Source organism: Sphingomonas sp. S-NIH.Pt15_0812 (assembly GCF_003951315.1).
GTDB lineage: Bacteria > Pseudomonadota > Alphaproteobacteria > Sphingomonadales > Sphingomonadaceae > Sphingomonas.
On sequence record NZ_QLJH01000006.1, the window covers coordinates 96,664 to 112,089 of the forward strand.

At 65.6% G+C, this 15,426-nt stretch carries 17 protein-coding genes and 1 tRNA gene; 10 read left to right on the plus strand and 8 right to left on the minus strand.

Annotated features, from left to right (window positions below; genetic code table 11):
• Positions 1–131: 131 nt before the first annotated feature.
• Together ligD and BRX43_RS06050 are read right to left on the minus strand one after the other, a co-directional pair.
• Positions 132–2,564, minus strand: a complete 2,433-nt coding sequence (ligD, locus tag BRX43_RS06045; protein WP_241214802.1) for a DNA ligase D — start codon at positions 2,562–2,564, stop codon at positions 132–134.
• Positions 2,557–3,432, minus strand: a complete 876-nt coding sequence (locus tag BRX43_RS06050) for a Ku protein (protein ID WP_125993954.1) — start codon at positions 3,430–3,432, stop codon at positions 2,557–2,559. Before BRX43_RS06050 ends, ligD begins: the two co-directional genes overlap by 8 nt.
• A 69-nt stretch (positions 3,433–3,501) precedes the next feature.
• Between BRX43_RS06050 and BRX43_RS06055 the strand changes: the two genes are divergently transcribed.
• Positions 3,502–4,032 carry a hypothetical protein gene (locus BRX43_RS06055; protein WP_125993955.1) on the plus strand — a complete coding sequence of 177 codons (531 nt, stop codon included), beginning with the start codon at positions 3,502–3,504 and terminating at the stop codon, positions 4,030–4,032.
• A gap of 115 nt (positions 4,033–4,147) precedes the next feature.
• On the opposite strand, the gene BRX43_RS06060 is transcribed toward BRX43_RS06055, so the two are convergent.
• Entirely contained in the window at positions 4,148–4,699 is a 552-nt protein-coding gene (locus BRX43_RS06060) for an FxDxF family PEP-CTERM protein (RefSeq protein ID WP_125993956.1), read from the minus strand.
• A gap of 498 nt (positions 4,700–5,197) precedes the next feature.
• Between BRX43_RS06060 and BRX43_RS06065 the strand changes: the two genes are divergently transcribed.
• The 9 genes from BRX43_RS06065 to rlmJ all read left to right on the plus strand — a co-directional run bounded on the left by BRX43_RS06065 (position 5,198) and on the right by rlmJ (position 12,357).
• The gene (locus tag BRX43_RS06065) at positions 5,198–6,100 is read left to right on the plus strand and encodes a hypothetical protein (protein WP_125993957.1); all 903 of its coding nucleotides are present in this window, start codon (positions 5,198–5,200) and stop codon (positions 6,098–6,100) included.
• 89 nt (positions 6,101–6,189) lie between these two features.
• Positions 6,190–6,738 (plus strand): FxDxF family PEP-CTERM protein, encoded by a 549-nt coding sequence (locus BRX43_RS06070; protein ID WP_125993958.1) that lies wholly within the window; start codon positions 6,190–6,192, stop codon positions 6,736–6,738.
• 176 nt (positions 6,739–6,914) lie between these two features.
• Complete coding sequence (locus BRX43_RS06075) at positions 6,915–7,349, plus strand: pyridoxamine 5'-phosphate oxidase family protein (protein WP_125993959.1); 435 nt, start codon at positions 6,915–6,917, stop codon at positions 7,347–7,349.
• Complete coding sequence (locus tag BRX43_RS06080; RefSeq protein ID WP_164523544.1) at positions 7,346–8,392, plus strand: glycosyltransferase; 1,047 nt, start codon at positions 7,346–7,348, stop codon at positions 8,390–8,392. Before BRX43_RS06075 ends, BRX43_RS06080 begins: the two co-directional genes overlap by 4 nt.
• The gene (locus BRX43_RS20225; protein WP_206433124.1) at positions 8,389–9,363 is read left to right on the plus strand and encodes an acyl-CoA dehydrogenase; all 975 of its coding nucleotides are present in this window, start codon (positions 8,389–8,391) and stop codon (positions 9,361–9,363) included. Before BRX43_RS06080 ends, BRX43_RS20225 begins: the two co-directional genes overlap by 4 nt.
• Before the next feature lie 35 nt (positions 9,364–9,398).
• Entirely contained in the window at positions 9,399–10,013 is a 615-nt protein-coding gene (locus tag BRX43_RS20230; RefSeq protein WP_164523546.1) for a PIG-L family deacetylase, read from the plus strand.
• Complete coding sequence (locus tag BRX43_RS06090; protein WP_125993962.1) at positions 10,010–10,585, plus strand: SAM-dependent methyltransferase; 576 nt, start codon at positions 10,010–10,012, stop codon at positions 10,583–10,585. Before BRX43_RS20230 ends, BRX43_RS06090 begins: the two co-directional genes overlap by 4 nt.
• Before the next feature lie 217 nt (positions 10,586–10,802).
• The gene (locus tag BRX43_RS06095) at positions 10,803–11,354 is read left to right on the plus strand and encodes a pseudouridine synthase (protein ID WP_125993963.1); all 552 of its coding nucleotides are present in this window, start codon (positions 10,803–10,805) and stop codon (positions 11,352–11,354) included.
• Positions 11,355–11,526: 172 nt separating this feature from the next.
• Complete coding sequence (gene rlmJ / locus BRX43_RS06100; RefSeq protein ID WP_125993964.1) at positions 11,527–12,357, plus strand: 23S rRNA (adenine(2030)-N(6))-methyltransferase RlmJ; 831 nt, start codon at positions 11,527–11,529, stop codon at positions 12,355–12,357.
• A gap of 88 nt (positions 12,358–12,445) precedes the next feature.
• Here the strand turns inward: rlmJ and BRX43_RS06105 are convergent, their stop codons facing one another.
• The 5 genes from BRX43_RS06105 to BRX43_RS06125 all read right to left on the minus strand — a co-directional run bounded on the left by BRX43_RS06105 (position 12,446) and on the right by BRX43_RS06125 (position 15,390).
• Positions 12,446–12,748: a hypothetical protein gene (locus BRX43_RS06105; RefSeq protein WP_125993965.1), complete on the minus strand. Its 303-nt coding sequence runs from the start codon at positions 12,746–12,748 to the stop codon at positions 12,446–12,448.
• A 347-nt stretch (positions 12,749–13,095) separates the two neighbouring features.
• On the minus strand, positions 13,096–13,398 hold the full coding sequence (locus BRX43_RS06110; protein ID WP_241214810.1) for a hypothetical protein: 303 nt from the start codon (positions 13,396–13,398) through the stop codon (positions 13,096–13,098).
• Positions 13,399–13,403: 5 nt separating this feature from the next.
• Positions 13,404–14,513, minus strand: coding sequence for a hypothetical protein (locus tag BRX43_RS06115; protein WP_125993967.1), 1,110 nt, complete (start codon positions 14,511–14,513; stop codon positions 13,404–13,406).
• A gap of 128 nt (positions 14,514–14,641) precedes the next feature.
• Positions 14,642–14,717, minus strand: a tRNA-Thr gene (locus BRX43_RS06120).
• Between the two features lie 82 nt (positions 14,718–14,799).
• Positions 14,800–15,390 (minus strand): sensor histidine kinase, encoded by a 591-nt coding sequence (locus tag BRX43_RS06125; protein WP_164523547.1) that lies wholly within the window; start codon positions 15,388–15,390, stop codon positions 14,800–14,802.
• Positions 15,391–15,426 lie beyond the last annotated feature (36 nt).

The window sequence follows — 15,426 nt, forward strand, 5'->3', positions numbered from 1 at the left end:
GGCCTTCAATCTGCCGCCCTGTCGCATCGCTCGACCTCCCCGGTCCTTAATTGGTCCTATCGCACGGGGCTAATTCATTGGCGGAGGTATGACAAGCTTGCTGCCAGACCAGTCGGGGCGTCGGGAAGCCGTCAAAGGTCCGGCAGACCCTGGTCGGCGATCCCCCAGCCCGCCAGCGCCGGGCTGCCGGCCCGCTCGGCCAGAAGGGAAGCATCTCCGATCCCGAACGGAGCGGCGGTGTCGATATCGCGCAGTTCCGACCAGGACAGCGGGGCCGCGATGGGTGCGCCGGACCGGGCTCGGGCGGAATAGGGCATCACCGCCGTGCTGCCCCGCTGGTTGCGCAACCAGTCGATGAAGATGCGGCCGCCGCGCCGCGCCTTACCCATGGTCGGGACGAACCGGTCGGGCTCCATCGTCGCCAGGGCGCGCGCGAACCGCTCGGCGAAATGCTTGACGGTCGCCCAGTCCGCCTGCGGTCGCAGCGGCACCACGACATGGATGCCCTTGCCGCCTGACAGGAGCGGGAAGCTGGTCAGTCCGATCTCCGCGAGCTGCTCCTTCAGATGCTCGGCCGCCTTGCAGGTGTCGCGAAAGGCCAGTGCTTCGTCCGGATCGAGATCGAAGACCATCCGGTCGGGCGTCTCGATCGCCGCGACCGACGATCCCCAGCCGTGAAACTCGATCGCCCCCATCTGCACGCAGGCGATCAGCCCATCCGCATCGTCGACATAGAGATAGTCGTCGCTCTGCCCCGCCGTGTCGCGGATGGCGATGCGGTGGACATGATCGCCGAAGCTGCCGGCATCATGTTTCTGGAAGAAGCAACGCCGCGCCCGCCCTTGCGGACAGCGAACCAGGCTCACCGGCCGGTTCGCCGCGAAGCGCAGCATCAGCGGGGCCACGGCCATATAATAATCGGCAAGGTCACCCTTGGTGCGGTCGCTGTCGGGAAAGATGACCCGGCTGCGGTGCGTCACGCTGACCGCGCTGACCGATGGCACGACGGGTTCCTGTTGCCGTTCGCCATCGACCAGACCCAGAAAGCTGGCGTGCCGCAACAGCCCGTCGGGCGTCGTTTCCGCATAGGCGACCTCCGCCGACAGGCTGGGCGTCACCCAATGCGCGTCACGCACCATGGCGCGCGGTGCCGCGACCGTCGGCGTCTTGCGCGCCAACCGCTCCAGCCTGGTGCGCAGCCCCTCCATCATCGCCTGATCGAAGCCGGTGCCCACCTTACCGGCATAGACAAGGCCGTCCGCCCCCTCCTGCCCCAGCAGCAGCGAGCGAAAGCCGCGACGCTTGTCCGACGCCAGCCAGCCGACGATCCGGAACCGGCCGCGCCGGACGCACTTCACCTTGATCCAGGCGCGGGTACGCCCGGACCGGTACGGCGCGTCGGCCCGCTTGGAGACCACGCCCTCCAGCCCGTCGCGGCACATCTGTTCGAGGAGCGCCTCGCCCTGCCCGACGACATGCTCGGAGAAACGGATCGGCTCGGGCGCGTGCCGCAACAGGGCGCGCAGCCTTTTCTTGCGGTCGAGCGTCGAAAGGGCGGTCAGGTCTTCGCCGTCCTGCTCGATCAAGTCGAACGCCATCAGCGCCATGTCGCCACCCTGGGCGATCGCAGCCTTGAGCGTCGAGAAGTCGGGCCGGCCGTCACGAAACGCCACCACCTCGCCATCGATCAGGGCATAGCCGGGCAAGGCCGACGCCGCCTCGGCGATGATCGGGAAAGAATCCGTCCAATCGAGTCCGGTGCGCGTGAAAACCCTGGCCCTGCCGCCGCCGACGGCCACCAGTACGCGGTAGCCGTCGAACTTGATCTCATGCAGCCATGCGCCGCCGGTCGGCGCCACGTCCTGCAAGGTACATAGCTGCGGCGCCCGGAACGCCGGCACGGCCTCCACCCGAGACCGTCCGGTTCGTACCGGCTTGCGCCTCGCCGGTGCAGGGCGCGTCCGTGCGGGCTTGCCCTCGGCGATCTCGGCCATGGTCCGGCCGGTCGCGACGCTGGTCAACGCCCCCTCCGCCAGGGCGTCGGTCGCGCCGGCCTGATCGTCGCGCACCTTGCGCAGCAGCCAGTTCTCGCGCGTTTCCCGCCCGCGAGGCTTCAGCCGGATCAGCATCCACTCGCCCCGCATCCGCTCGCCATCGAGGCGAAAGTGGAGATGCCCCCGTTCGAGATCGGTGGCCGACTTGCCCGCGACCGGCGACCATGTGCCCCGGTCCCATAGCATCACCGTGCCGCCGCCATATTCGCCCTTGGGGATCACCCCCTCGAACGTCGCATAGGCAAGCGGATGGTCCTCGGTCCGAACCGCCAGCCGCTTCTCGTCCGGGTCCAGGCTGGGCCCGCGCGTCACCGCCCAGCTTTTCAGCACGCCGTCGACCTCCAGCCGGAAGTCCCAGTGGAGGCGCGTGGCGTCGTGCTTCTGGACCATGAAACGGGAAGTCTGGCCGGATACCCTCGATCCGGCCGGCTCGGGCGTGCGTGCGAAATCGCGCTTGGCATTGTAGGTGGCCAGCGGATCGCCGGCCTTGCTTCCGGGCCTGTCAGGCACGTTTCTTCGTCGCGGGCTTGCGGGCCGCAGGTGCCTTGATCGAGGCGGACTTGGCCCCGCGCTTGCCGCCCCCCTTGCCCTTCCCATCCATCGACTGCCGCAGGGCCGCCATCAGGTCGACCACGTTGGACGCAGCGGGCGCACCCGCCGCGTCATCCTGCGCGACCAGCGTCTTGCCGCGCGACTTGCGCTTGCGCTCGATCAGATCCTTCAAGGCATCGACATAGCGGTCGTGAAATTCCTGGGGATGGAAAGGCCCGCTTTTCCGATCAATCAGTGCCTCCGCCAGGTCGAGCAATTCCGCTTCGGGCTCCTCGTCCGGGATTTCCCGGAAATAGCCCTGCGCCTTCTCCATCTCGTCGGCATAGCGCAGCGTCTCCAGCACCATGCCCCGCCCGGACGGCTTGAGACTGACGATATATTCGCGGCCCCTGAGCGCCAATTGGCCCAGCCCGACCTTCTTGGTCCGCTTCAACGCCTCGCGCAGCACGATGAACGCCTCGTTCGCCAGATCGTCGGCGGGCACCACGAAATAGGGCTTTTCATAGTAGAGGACATCGATCGCATCGGCATCGACGAACTGGGTCAGCTCCAGCGTCTTCTTCGACTCCAGCTTGACCGCGTCGATCTCATCCTGTTCGAGCAGGACATATTCGCCCTTCTTGACCTCATAGCCCTTCATGATCTCGTCCTTGTCGACGGGACCGATGCCGGTGACGACCTTTTCGTAATGGATTGGCTGGCCGCTGGGCTCGTGGATCTGCTTGAACGCGACCGTCGCGCCGGATCGGGTGGCGGAATAGATCTCCACGGGGATGCTCACCAGAGCGAGCCTGATCTGTCCCTGCCAATAGGCGCGCGCGGCCATGTCACATTCTCCCTGCTGGATCAGCAACGTGCGAGCCCCTTGGCGGGTTCATGGCGGCGGGAGACGAGCATGGCGAAGCTGAAGGTGTTCACCACCCCGATCGGGTTTCACGACGTTTATGTCGCGGCGCCCAGCCGGGCGGCGGCCTTGCGGGCCTGGGGCAGTGATCGCGACCTGTTCGCCCGGGAAATGGCGCGCGAGGTGACCGATCCGGCGCTGACCCGCGCACCGCTGGCCGAACCGGGTACGGTGATCCGTCGGTCGCGCGGCACGGCGGCGGAACAGTTCGCGGCGCTCTCCGACGGGGAAACAGCCCCGGCGAACCGCAAACGGATCGCGCGCCAGCCGCCACCCGAGCCGCAGCCTCGCCCGTCGCCACACGCGCTGGACGAAGCCAAGGCTGCTCTGGACACCGCCATCAAGCGCCATCGCCACGACGATGCGGTGGCCAAGGCGCGCGTCGCCGAGGCGGAGCGTCGGCGGCGAGAATTGCAACGCGAACATGACCGGGAGGCCAAGAACCTTCAAGCCGCGCTGGACGTGGCGCAAGCCCGATATAACCGCGCCGTCGAGCGCTGGCGGCACGACACCGACGCGTGACTACCGCCCATGAAAAAGCCGCCGGCGAGACGCCGGCGGCCCATCATGACGAACCGTACCGCCCCCGCCCGCGAGCGCTTCTTGCGCCACGAGGACCAGGGCGGCGAGCGGTCGATTAGGCGTAGACGACCTTGGTCGAGCGACGACGGAAGCGCGCGGTCGCACCGACCATCGCGAAGCCGACCAGCATCAGCGCCCAGGTCGCCGGCTCCGGCACCGCCGACGGGATGAACGACGCCTGGCCGCCATAGGCGCCGTTGCCGCGCGACAGGCCGGTGACGGTGATGGTGTTCAGCTGACCGGCGATGATCGGAACCATGTTGGTGAAGGCGAACTCGAACGCGCCGTTACCGAGACGGGTGATCGAAGCGGCCGTGTCGTTGATCAGCACCGAGGTGAAATCCAGATCGTTCGGCGCGCCGACGAAATTGGTGCTGGTCGTCACCGTGCCGCTGCCCAGGCCATTGGCGGGAAGCGTGAAGGTGAAGACGTCCGTGAACGTGCCAGCGGCGATCCCGGTGTTGAAGAACGCACCGGAGAAGGTGCCGTTCGGACCGGGCGTGGCGGTGAAGTTCGAACCACCGACCGGGAAGGTCGCCGCCTGCGCGCTCGGCGCCGCAGCAATTGCCGCCATGGCCGTCACGGCCGAAAAGATAATACGCTTCATCATTGATTCCTCGTCATGGCCCCCGCCCTGAGGAAGTGCTCATAACCGCTTAAAACGAAACAAATAAGGCAATTTAACCATGTTTTCTGATCTGTCTCATTTCAGGACATAAAGCGTGATGCCGATCATGCAGCATGACAAAGGCGCCGCGCACGCAGCGCATAAGCGATTGATTTTGCCAGCAGGTCCGTGACGGGCGGGCAGACACATGGCCTTGCACCGGCACCGGTTCGCCGCGTTGCACCGTCCCAATTATGGACTCGCTGAGGAACAGCCTTCAAGAGCTTGATCAGGAAGCAGGAACCGCAAAAGCGGCCGGCAAAACAAAAGACGCGTCAGGGCGAGAAAGGGAATCCGACCTCGGCGGTCCGCCGAGGCACAAAGCTGGTCACGCTTTGTCAATTCAATGACTTAACCCGCTGATAAGGCGGACGGTGGCATAAACCCCCATCGCCCGGCAACCGGTGTCCCATGCATCGAATTCTGGACTAGACAGCTATGTATCAACCGCATCCGAATAGCTTTTTACCGGAATCCCACACGCATTACGATCCAGGGAGGGCAAGCCACTCCTTCTCATGCCGCACAAAGGGCGGCGACGGCTTTTGTTCCGGCGCTCCGGCCGGCGCCTCGATCCGGATCGCGGCGACCGACGACCAGCGCAAGGCCGCGACCGACCTCATCAACCGGATGTATGCCTGGCGCGGCTATGGCAGCGACCATGTCATTCCATCCTCACCCGACCATGTGACGTTCAACGCGCTGTTCTGCTGCCAGGCCGCCGGCACGATCACCCTGGCGGTCGACACTCATAATCGACTGGCGGCCGACACGCTGTTCCGCGACCAGCTCGACCATTATCGGTCCCGCACGAACGCCCGCATCTGCGAATTGACCAAGCTGGCCTTCGACGTACCGGACTCCTCCCAGGCACTGCTCGCCGCCCTGTTCCACAGCGTCTTCATCTACGGCTATCGACGCTATCGCTGCACGGACCTGTTCATCGAAGTGAATCCCAGACACCGGCGTTTCTACCAGGCGATGCTCGGCTTCGAAGCAGTCGGCGAGATCCGGCATCATGAAGGCGTCGATGCGCCGGCGCAGTTGATGCACCTGCCGATCAGCGCGATCCGGCGATCGATCGACGATCTGGCGCATGGTGGGTCGTCGCATTCGGTCCGATCGCTCTACCCCTTCTTCTTCCGTCCGCAGGAAGAGGACGACATCTATTCCCGGCTCGATCGCACCGAGCTGCGGCTTGGGAACGAGCGCTTCACGGTCGCGGATCATGTCCCCTCGCCGTCCCTCGGGCGTCGGGTTCCGTCGCGTCCGTCATCGCTGCGCAAGATCGGCGAGCGCCCTCTCAGCCAAGAAAATGCACTCCGGAAAAAAACTTGTTAACATAGGGTTAATCTCGTGGACCCGTTGGCCGGGCGTCGCGTTCCGCATTCACCATCATGGCGGCAACAACCGCCAACAGGGAGGTCTGTATGAAGAACGCTTTGTTCGCCGCTGGGGTCGCGGCCCTGGGTTTCGCTCTTGCACCGTCTGCCCAGGCGGCGACCTTCCCGGTCGGTAGCCCCAACTTCACCGCGTCGCCCGGCCCGAACGGCACCTTCGCCGGCGCCTTCTTCAACACCGGCATCGCGGCGGGTACGTTCACCGACACCTTCACCTTCACCCTGCCGACGGACGGTTTCGGCAGCGGCACGGTGACGACGAGCGCCAACTTCCTGGGCAGCGCCAACGATCTCGACTTCACCTCCGTTCTGATCAACGGCGTGGAAGCGGAACTGTTCACCGCCGGCGGCGGCGTGTTCGAGTCCGCCTATCAGAACCTGATCCCGATCACGGCCGGGCAGCTCAACACGATCACCGTCACCGGCTTCTCGCGTGGCAACGGTGCCTATGGCGGCCAGGCCAGCTTCGTGCCGACGATCCCGGAGCCCGCCACCTGGGCGATGATGATGGTCGGCTTCGTCATGGTCGGTGCGGCGGCACGCTATCGCAAGCGCTCGACCAACGTCCGCTACGCCTGAACGCGTTCGCTGGTCGAAGACAGGAGGCTGCCGGGAAACCGGCGGCCTTTTTTCGCAAGGGCTCGCCACAATCGGCAACGTTGAACTGATATAGTAAGCGACCGTTCGGCCCGAAGACGACTGACATTTGCCTTTAGGCGGTCGCTCCGGCGCTTCCCCTCATCAAGGATCACCCCATGGCCGAAATGGACCTGCCCGCATTGTCCAAGAAAATGGCCAAGCTGGATTTCGCCATGCTGGCGACCCAAGCCGCCGATGGCACGATGACGGCGCGCCCGATGAGCAACAATGGCGATGTCGAATATCATGGCGACAGCTATTTCTTCGCCTATCGGAACTCGCGCAAGGTGGACGACATCGCGGCGCGGCCCCAAGTCGTCCTGAGCTACACCGGTGCGGCGGGAATGCTGGGCGGTCCGCCGCTCTTCGTTTCGGTCGACGGGCGCGCAGTGCTGATCGACGACAAGGCGCAGTTCGAGGCCCATTGGACCAAGGATCTCGATCGCTACTTCCCCGAGGGGATCGACACGCCGGGCGTGGTGATGATCAAGGTCGAGGCAGAGCGAATCCGCTATTGGGACGGCGGCGACGAAGGCGAGATCCGCGCTTGATCGCATCGACAGGATCGGGCGACGGCCTTACCGGGATCGCGATCTGCGTTCCGGCCCGTGACGAGAGCGATCGGCTGCCAAGACTGTTCGATGCGATCGAGGGGCTTCTGCTTCCTCCTGGTACGGCATTGTCCTTGTGCCTGCTGCTCGATGGATGCACCGATGCAAGTGCGGCGGTCGCCGACGATTACGCCCGTCGCAGCCGGCATGACATCCATATCGCCATGGTCGAGCGATGCGACGCGAATGCGGGTATCGCCCGGCATCGCGCGATGCAGCTCGGCGCCACGGTGCTGGGCGATGGCGGTGGCGTATTGCTGACCACCGATGCCGATAGCTGGCCACAGAGCGACTGGCTGGGGGCGACGATGGCCGCGCTCCACCATGCCGACCTGATCGTCGGCGACGTGGTCCGTGGCGGCCACGCTATCGATAACGGGCAGGACCGGGTCGAGCTCTATTATGCGCGATTGTTCGCCTTCCGGCGGCGTTGCGATCCGGTGGCATGGGAAGCCGCGCACATGCATCATCACGCCAGCGGCGCGAACATGGCGATGCGGACCCAAGTCTATGCGGCGCTCGGCGGCTTTCCCCCCTTGGCCAGTGGCGAGGACGCGCGGCTGGTCGACGACGCCGCCCGAGCGGGTTTTCGCGTCCGCCACGATGCCGCGAGCGTGGTCCATACCTCGGCGCGGCGCCATGGGCGCGCGCAGGACGGCCTCGCCGCCAATCTGCGCCTGCGCGATCGCGACGGGCTCGACGGCATTCGCGTCGCGCACCCGGTCGACCAGGCCTGGCAATATCGGGCACATGCGCTTGCCCGCCTCGCCTTCGACACCGGGAGCATGATGGAAGTATCGAACGCGGTCGGACTGACGCCGGACCATCTGCTCGGCGTTGCGCGGGATTGTCCGAATGCCGAAGCCTTTGCCATGCGCGCCGTCCCTATACCGCCGGGCGGGATGCGACAGGTGCCCCTGGCCGTCGCGGAGACGGCGCTTGCCGCCTTGTGCGCGACCGCCCCGCCGGCGCGGGCGGCATGACCGAGATGCGCGCACGGATCGCGGCGCTGGCGCAGCAACGATCCGACCTCGCCGATCCACGCGATGCCGCGTCGCTGCTGGACCTGCTGCGCACGCTCTACCAGGTCGGGCGCGAGGATCTGCCGCTCGGCCGCTTGTTCGAGGGGCATGTCGATGCCGCCCAGATCGTCAGTCGCTATGGCACGGCGGCACAGCGGGCCTGGCTGGTCGACGCGGTCGCCCATGGCGCGGTGCTCGGCATGTGGAATGCCGACCTGCCGGGCGAGCCGATGCGGCTGGTGGATGGACGCCTGAACGGCGGCAAGAGCTTCGCCTCCGGTGCCGGGGTGATCAGCCACGTGCTTGTCACCATCGACCGGCCCGGAGGTCGACAGCTCCTGCTGCTCGATCTCGCCACCACGCCGCCGGTGATCGATCGCAGCATCTGGCGGGTCGTGGGCATGCAGCGATCCGAGACCCATCTGGTCCGCTGGAGCGACGTTCCGGTCGCAGACGACGCCCTGGTGGGCGCGCCCGGCGACTATGTGCGCGAGCCTTGGTTCAGCGGCGGCGCGCTGCGCTTCGCCAGCGTACAGGCGGGTGGCATCGCGCGGCTGGTCGACGGCACGCGGGATCATCTGGTCGCGATGGGACGGGCCGACGATCCACATCAGGCCGGACGCCTGGCCCGTCTCTACGCGCTGGCGGAGGCGGCGACGGCGGCGGTGCGGGCGGCGGCCGAAAACTGGTTCACCGACGCCGACGCCCGGTTGCCGCGCGTCGCCGCCGCGCGGGCCGCCGTCTATGCCGCCGGCGGCGAGGCGCTGATCCTGGTACAGGAGGCCATCGGGGTCCAGTCGCTGTTCCTCGACCACCCCCTCGCCGCGACCATCACCGATCTGTCGATGTACCTGCGGCAACCCGGACCCGATGCGCAGCGTATGCAGGTCGGCGCGGCGGTGGCGGCGGGGATCCTGCGGGTGGCGCTGTGATCCCGCGCGCACGGTCGCCGCGATCGCTGCTGGTTGTGGCGCCGCATGCCGATGACGAGACCATCGCGGCCTACACACTCCTGTCCAGGCTGCGCCGACGCGGCGTCCTGACACGGGTGATCGTGGTCAGCGACGGCGCTGCATCGCATCCCAGCAGCCCTATGTGGCCGCGCGATCGGCTCGTCCGGGAACGACGGCGCGAGACGCGTCGCGCGATGGGACGGATCGGCGTCCACGCGGCGGCGATCCGCTTTCTCGACCTGCCGGACAGCCGGTTGTTCGACCATGCGGACGCGGTCCGGCGTCACATCGGCCGAGCGGCGCGCGCCCTGCCCGCGCCGGTGCTGGCGCTCACCCCCTCCCCCAGCGACGCGCATCCCGACCATCGCGTCGTCGCGGCGGCGGCGCGGCGTCAGGCGGGCATCGCATGGTGGACCTATCCGGTCTGGCCGGCGGGCCAGCGCCTGCACGGCGCGCGGTCATTGCCGCTCTCCGCGCAGGAACGCCTCGCCAAACGTCAGGCGATCCGTAGCTATCGGACGCAATGCGGGCGGATCACCGACGATCCGAGCGGTTTCGCCATGTCCCCCCGGCAGATCGCCGCCTTCTCGCGTCCACAGGAAGTGTTCGCTCCCAGGGTCGGCCGATGAAGCCGATCGCCCTGGACGGTTTCGAGCGGGTGTTCGCGGCCGATCCCGATCCGTGGCGGACCTTCACGAGCGACGATGAAGCGCGCAAGCGGCGTGCCATCCGCCATGCGATCGGCCCCGCGCGGCACGGCCGCATGCTGGAAATCGCGGCGGGCAATGGCTCGAACAGCCGGATGCTCGCGACGCGATCCCTCCGCCTCGACGCGACCGAGGCCACCGCCGCCGGTATCCGGCTGGTGGAGGCGGCCCTGTCCCCCTCCCGTCGCGCGCATGCGATCCGGCTGACGGTGCCGGGCCGCTTCCCCCGATCCCGGTATGACGCGATCGTGATCGCGGAACTGCTCTATTATCTGTCGCCGGAAGCGATGCGCCGGACGGCGCGTGACACCGGCCGCGCGCTGCGATGCGGCGGCACGCTCGTGCTGGCGCATCATCGCGTCGATTTCCACGATTTCGTCCAACATGCCGCCGACTTGCACCGCATCTTCCTGGCGCAGACGGGCCGGCCGTGGCGGATCAGGATCGTCCGGCAGACGGGGCGATGGATCGTCCTCGCCTGCACGCGCCGTTGACGATCGCGTTCCGCAAGGCCCGATCAGAGGCCGGAACAGCAAGGTCATCGGTCGCCACGCCGGCTTTAATCGTCCCACCGTCCTCGCCGAGGATGATGATCCGGGATTGATTGGGCCCTGCGTCAGGTGGACGTAGCGCCACGCTATGATCTTGATGGCCCTGCGGCGGGGACAAGCACCAGAAGACATGGACGCAGCCGGACGATATGAGCGCGGCATGGCCCGTCTGCTACTGTTCAACAAACCCTTCGGGGTCTTGTCGCAATTCACGGATCGCGGATCGCCGACGGTTCGGTCGACCTTGTCCGACTTCATCGACGTGAAGGGCGTCTACCCGGCCGGAAGGCTCGATCGGGACAGCGAGGGCCTGTTGCTATTATGTGATGACGGGCGGTTGCAGGCGCGGATCGCGGATCCACGCTTCAAGATGCCCAAGACCTATCTCGTGCAGGTCGAAGGTGATCCACAGGAACCGGAACTGGAACGCTTGCGCCAGGGTGTCCGGCTCAAGGACGGCATGACCCTGCCGGCCGATGTCGCCCGTATCGACGCGCCGGACCTGTGGACGCGCGATCCGCCGATCCGCCAGCGCAAGCTCATCCCCGACTGCTGGCTGAAGATTACGATCCGCGAAGGCCGCAACCGGCAAGTGCGCCGCATGACGGCGGCGGTCGGCCTGCCCACGCTGAGGCTCGTCCGCTGGTCGATCGGCGACTGGTCCGTCGCCGGGATCGCGCCGGGCCGGTTCGAGACGCTGTCCGGCGGGTAGAGGGAAAAGGGCTGGCGGGCATGTAGATCCGAACCGTCCCCACCGCCGATTGCCGCCGACCGCGAAAGCTGGTTTGAGGCGTCGCTTCGGACGGGACGCTTGCAGCGTCTCGCAATCGGCTTTCCCGCCCCCTCGCGTGCACAAAGGCCATTAGGCAGGGTTTCGGATTTCCATGAACTATCGCCATTCCTTCCATGCCGGCAACAGCGCCGATGTCGTGAAGCACAGCCTGCTGATCGCCCTCGTCCGGGCCTTGCAGCAGAAACAGGGCGCTTTGACCCTGATCGACACCCATGCCGGTTGCGGGCTCTACGACCTGGGCGGCGAGCAGGCCCAACGCACCGGCGAAGCCGCACAGGGCGTGGTGCGCGCCTTTGCCGACCCGAACCCTTTGCTGGACGACTATCGTGCCGCGGTCCGGGCGGTGAATGTCGGGGCGGAGCCACGCCTCTATCCCGGCTCGCCGCGGTTCCTGGCACAGCTCCTGCGCACGCAGGACGTGCTGATCCTCAATGAGAAGCATCCCGAGGACGTGTACGCCCTGCGCGGCGCGATGCGCGGCACGCCGGCGGCCGTGCATGAGCGCGATGCCTATGAGCTTTGGCTGGCGATGCTGCCGACCCGCACCGGTCGCGGCGTGGTGGTGGTCGATCCGCCCTATGAGCAGACCGATGAACGCGACCGCATCACCGCCACCCTCGCGGCGGCGCACCGCAAATGGGCGCATGGCGTGACGGTCATTTGGTACCCGCTGAAAGACCGGGCGACGCATCGGCGGTGGAAGGACGATCTGCGACGGCTCGGCATTCCGAAATTCCTGTCGGTCGAGCACTGGCTCTATGATGCCGATCGGCCCGGCCTCTATAACGGTGCGGGGCTTTTCATCGTCAATCCGCCTTATGCCTTCACTCAAGAGCTGCCACCGCTACTGGACGCCCTCCGCGCCGCACTGGCGCCGGAGGGGCATAGGGGCGGGATCACGGCCGATTGGGTGAACGATTGAGAAGGAGCCCGGCCCCCTTCATCGCTGGCGTGCCGGTCGATGCCGGCGGCGATGAGGCCGACGTTTCGCCATGGCTGAAAGCCAGGAATTAATACGAGGGATCGACATGTTGCCCGGGCACCTGCCGATCGCCCGGAAAGACTGCGATGAGCGCCGAGATCAACGCGGCTTCACCGTAAGGCTTTTGGAGGACCGGGACATGGGCGTGCCGCTCGGGGAGGCGAAGCTGCTCGCCATAACTTGTCGCAAACATGAAGGGGATGCCGTTCCTCAGCAGATGATCGGCGATCGGAAGGCTGTCGGCCTCCCCGATAGCGACGTCCAGGATCGCCAAGGCGGGGGCGCAGGTTCGTATCCGTTCAAAGGCGTCCGCCACCGTCGCCGCGATCACGACATTCTCAACGCCGACCCTCGACAACAGGGCGACTCTATCCACTCACGCTTACCGGCGAATCGATTTCGCTCCCTCGCCGGAATGACTCGACGGAAATAATAGGTGCCGCCTTCGCGCCGATATAGGTGCGTGCCCATGCCTTCGTCCTTGCCACATTTGCAGCAGACAACCGCATCAGATGGCTGTTTTCTGTGCTTTCCGCAGCCGAAACAGCCACTTGCGAAGGGTGGTGCCCCACGGGGGACAAAACTTGGCACTTAGATCATTGGAAAAATTTCGATCAGTCGCCGGTAATAGAAATGAAGGAGGCCATGATCACGCTGTTTTACAACTCCAGCCGGCGCTCAGTCCCTCGCGTCGCGCAGCGCTTCCAACTCGGCCAGTTTGACGGGATCGTCAGCTGCCAGCGCCTCTTCAAGATACAAGCTATGGGCGATATTGCGCACCACCTCCTGCGCTTCGCCACTGTATCCCTCTGCTATAATCGGAAACGCATCCACCAGCTCGCGGAGAAATCCTTTGTCCATCTCTTCCAGATGGCCGGCGAGCGATTCGGTCATCTTCACGGCAGTGTCGAGATTGAGTTCCTCCTCACCAGTCAACGTCAAGAACACATAATGTTCTGCGATCAAACTCGCAACCTGCATAGCAATCACGGCTTGACTACCTTCACGTGAATATTGGCGACTTTCATCTTCTTGAACAACTTCAGTGCCTTGGCTTTCTGAACAGGAGTAGGAACCTCCCACGTACCTATCAGGCGATGTTCTGCCAGCACCTCCGATTGTCGCAAGAGCTGGGCTCGGGCGTGGGGAGCATCGACCACCTTCCATTTCCGGTCGATCACGTAATCGCCCTGAATGCCGTCGAACTTGACTGGCCGCTTCGAACCGTCCGCCATAGTTCGCATCAGCGTCGTCGCCCGACCGGGCTGGGCACCCGTCGCAGCGTCGTTGCAAGCCTTCCAGGGCTTTTGCGACTTGGTCGTCTCCGTTACCCAGCCGATCTGCGGCGGATCAAAGGTCGTGCGCGGCCTCGCCATGCGTAGTCGACGCAATACAGCCGCCTTCGAGAGCGCCGCCCCCGGCGCTGCCGCCAGCGCAACGTTCCCGGCAACTGTCCCCGTTACACGACCGATATCCCGCGCCGACGCATTGGCGACGGCGCTTGCCGCACGCGAAGCCTGGATACGGGCGGGCGTATCCTCGGCAGCGATCGCAGCATCAATCATACCCGCGATACCGCGACCGGCGTTGCGAACGGTGGCGACCGGATTCGTCGTCAGCGCAGCGCGGACTCCTGCCACCGTTTGCATCCCAACGTCGTAAAGTCCTTCGCCTACGCCACCGACGAATTCGGTGACAGGGTTCGGCTGGTTGCCGGGCCGCGATCCCTCAACGGGCTCGGGCTTTACTTTGGGCGACGCACGATTCACCGGCCGCTGGCCATCTTCCGCCGCCGTTTCGGCACGTGACGTTCCGGCCTTCGGCAATGCTGAATTCCTCGACTTGCTACGATCCCATAGAACAGGGGCGGGATTAGAACTGTTCAGAGCCCGGCGTTTCTCACTGCTAACCGCGTCGGTCCCGCTCGCACCATAATGGCGTCCCGCGCCAGCAAATGTGAACCGGCCGTCCTCCGGATCGTGCCACGGATTGAATTTGAGTTCGAGACCGTCAGGACTGAGCGCAGGCGGCAGCTTGCCGGTTCGCAGCCACCATGAAAAAGCGCTCGATTGCTTGCCGCCAGAGGTTTTGATCATGCTGCCCCGCCTTGACATTGCAAGGTAGAACATATGTAGAACACTCAACAGAAAGTCGAGCTGGCGATACGACAACCCCGCGCGCTGGTGCCGGCATTTGTCCTCTATGAGGTGCGATTTCATGAGAGTGGTGCCGGTTGCAGGACTCGAACCCGCGACCTCCGCTTTACAAAAGCATTGCTCTACCAACTGAGCTAAACCGGCCCTGGACGTCCGCTATCAAAGCAGCGGCCGGAAGCCAACACCTGCCTGCGCTTTTCAGGCGGAATCCAGCGGCCGCGTCGGGTCAGTCCGCAGCGTCGTCCTGTTCCGCAACCCACGGGGCGATCCGGAAACAGGGTGCGGGCAAGTGCATCTCGCACAATATGCCGCCTGGCCGGTAGGTGAAGGCAGTCGTCGCGCCGAGCTGATAGGCCAGGCCCTCCTCGACATAATGGCGACCGAAGCCGCGCACCTGTTGCGCGCCCGCGACCATCGACACGCCGCCCTCGCTCCAGGCGAAGTGGAGCGCGCCGTCCTTGCCCCGTGTCCACCCCACCTGGAGTATGCCGCGCGACTGGCTGAGCGCGCCATATTTGACCGCGTTGGTGGCAAGCTCGTGCACGGCCAGCGCCACCACCTCGATGCTGTCGTCGCATATGTAGCAGGGCGGCCCGGCGATCGCGCAGCGGCCGGTGTCGAGGCATTGGCTGGTCACCAGTTCGTCGCGGACGATCTCCTCCAGATCGACCGATCGCCCCCGGCCCTGCGACATCACCCCCTGATAGCGGGCGATCGCGGTGAAGCGCCCTTCGAAATGCGCGAGGAATTCATCAATCGAATGACCGTTGTCCTGCGTACGCCGCAGGATCGAACGCACGATCGCGATCAGATTCATCAGTCGATGACGGGTATAGACATCATCCCTCGATGT

Coding starts and splice junctions, on each gene's coding strand:
- BRX43_RS06050 (WP_125993954.1), bottom strand. CDS start 3,432: ATGGCCGCGCGCGCCTATTGGCAGGGACAGATCAGGCTCGCTCTGGTG.
- BRX43_RS06055 (WP_125993955.1), top strand. CDS start 3,502: ATGGCGAAGCTGAAGGTGTTCACCACCCCGATCGGGTTTCACGACGTT.
- BRX43_RS06060 (WP_125993956.1), bottom strand. CDS start 4,699: ATGAAGCGTATTATCTTTTCGGCCGTGACGGCCATGGCGGCAATTGCT.
- BRX43_RS06065 (WP_125993957.1), top strand. CDS start 5,198: ATGTATCAACCGCATCCGAATAGCTTTTTACCGGAATCCCACACGCAT.
- BRX43_RS06070 (WP_125993958.1), top strand. CDS start 6,190: ATGAAGAACGCTTTGTTCGCCGCTGGGGTCGCGGCCCTGGGTTTCGCT.
- BRX43_RS06075 (WP_125993959.1), top strand. CDS start 6,915: ATGGCCGAAATGGACCTGCCCGCATTGTCCAAGAAAATGGCCAAGCTG.
- BRX43_RS20225 (WP_206433124.1), top strand. CDS start 8,389: ATGACCGAGATGCGCGCACGGATCGCGGCGCTGGCGCAGCAACGATCC.
- BRX43_RS06090 (WP_125993962.1), top strand. CDS start 10,010: ATGAAGCCGATCGCCCTGGACGGTTTCGAGCGGGTGTTCGCGGCCGAT.
- BRX43_RS06095 (WP_125993963.1), top strand. CDS start 10,803: ATGGCCCGTCTGCTACTGTTCAACAAACCCTTCGGGGTCTTGTCGCAA.
- rlmJ (WP_125993964.1), top strand. CDS start 11,527: ATGAACTATCGCCATTCCTTCCATGCCGGCAACAGCGCCGATGTCGTG.
- BRX43_RS06110 (WP_241214810.1), bottom strand. CDS start 13,398: ATGCAGGTTGCGAGTTTGATCGCAGAACATTATGTGTTCTTGACGTTG.
- BRX43_RS06115 (WP_125993967.1), bottom strand. CDS start 14,513: ATGATCAAAACCTCTGGCGGCAAGCAATCGAGCGCTTTTTCATGGTGG.
- BRX43_RS06125 (WP_164523547.1), bottom strand. CDS start 15,390: ATGAATCTGATCGCGATCGTGCGTTCGATCCTGCGGCGTACGCAGGAC.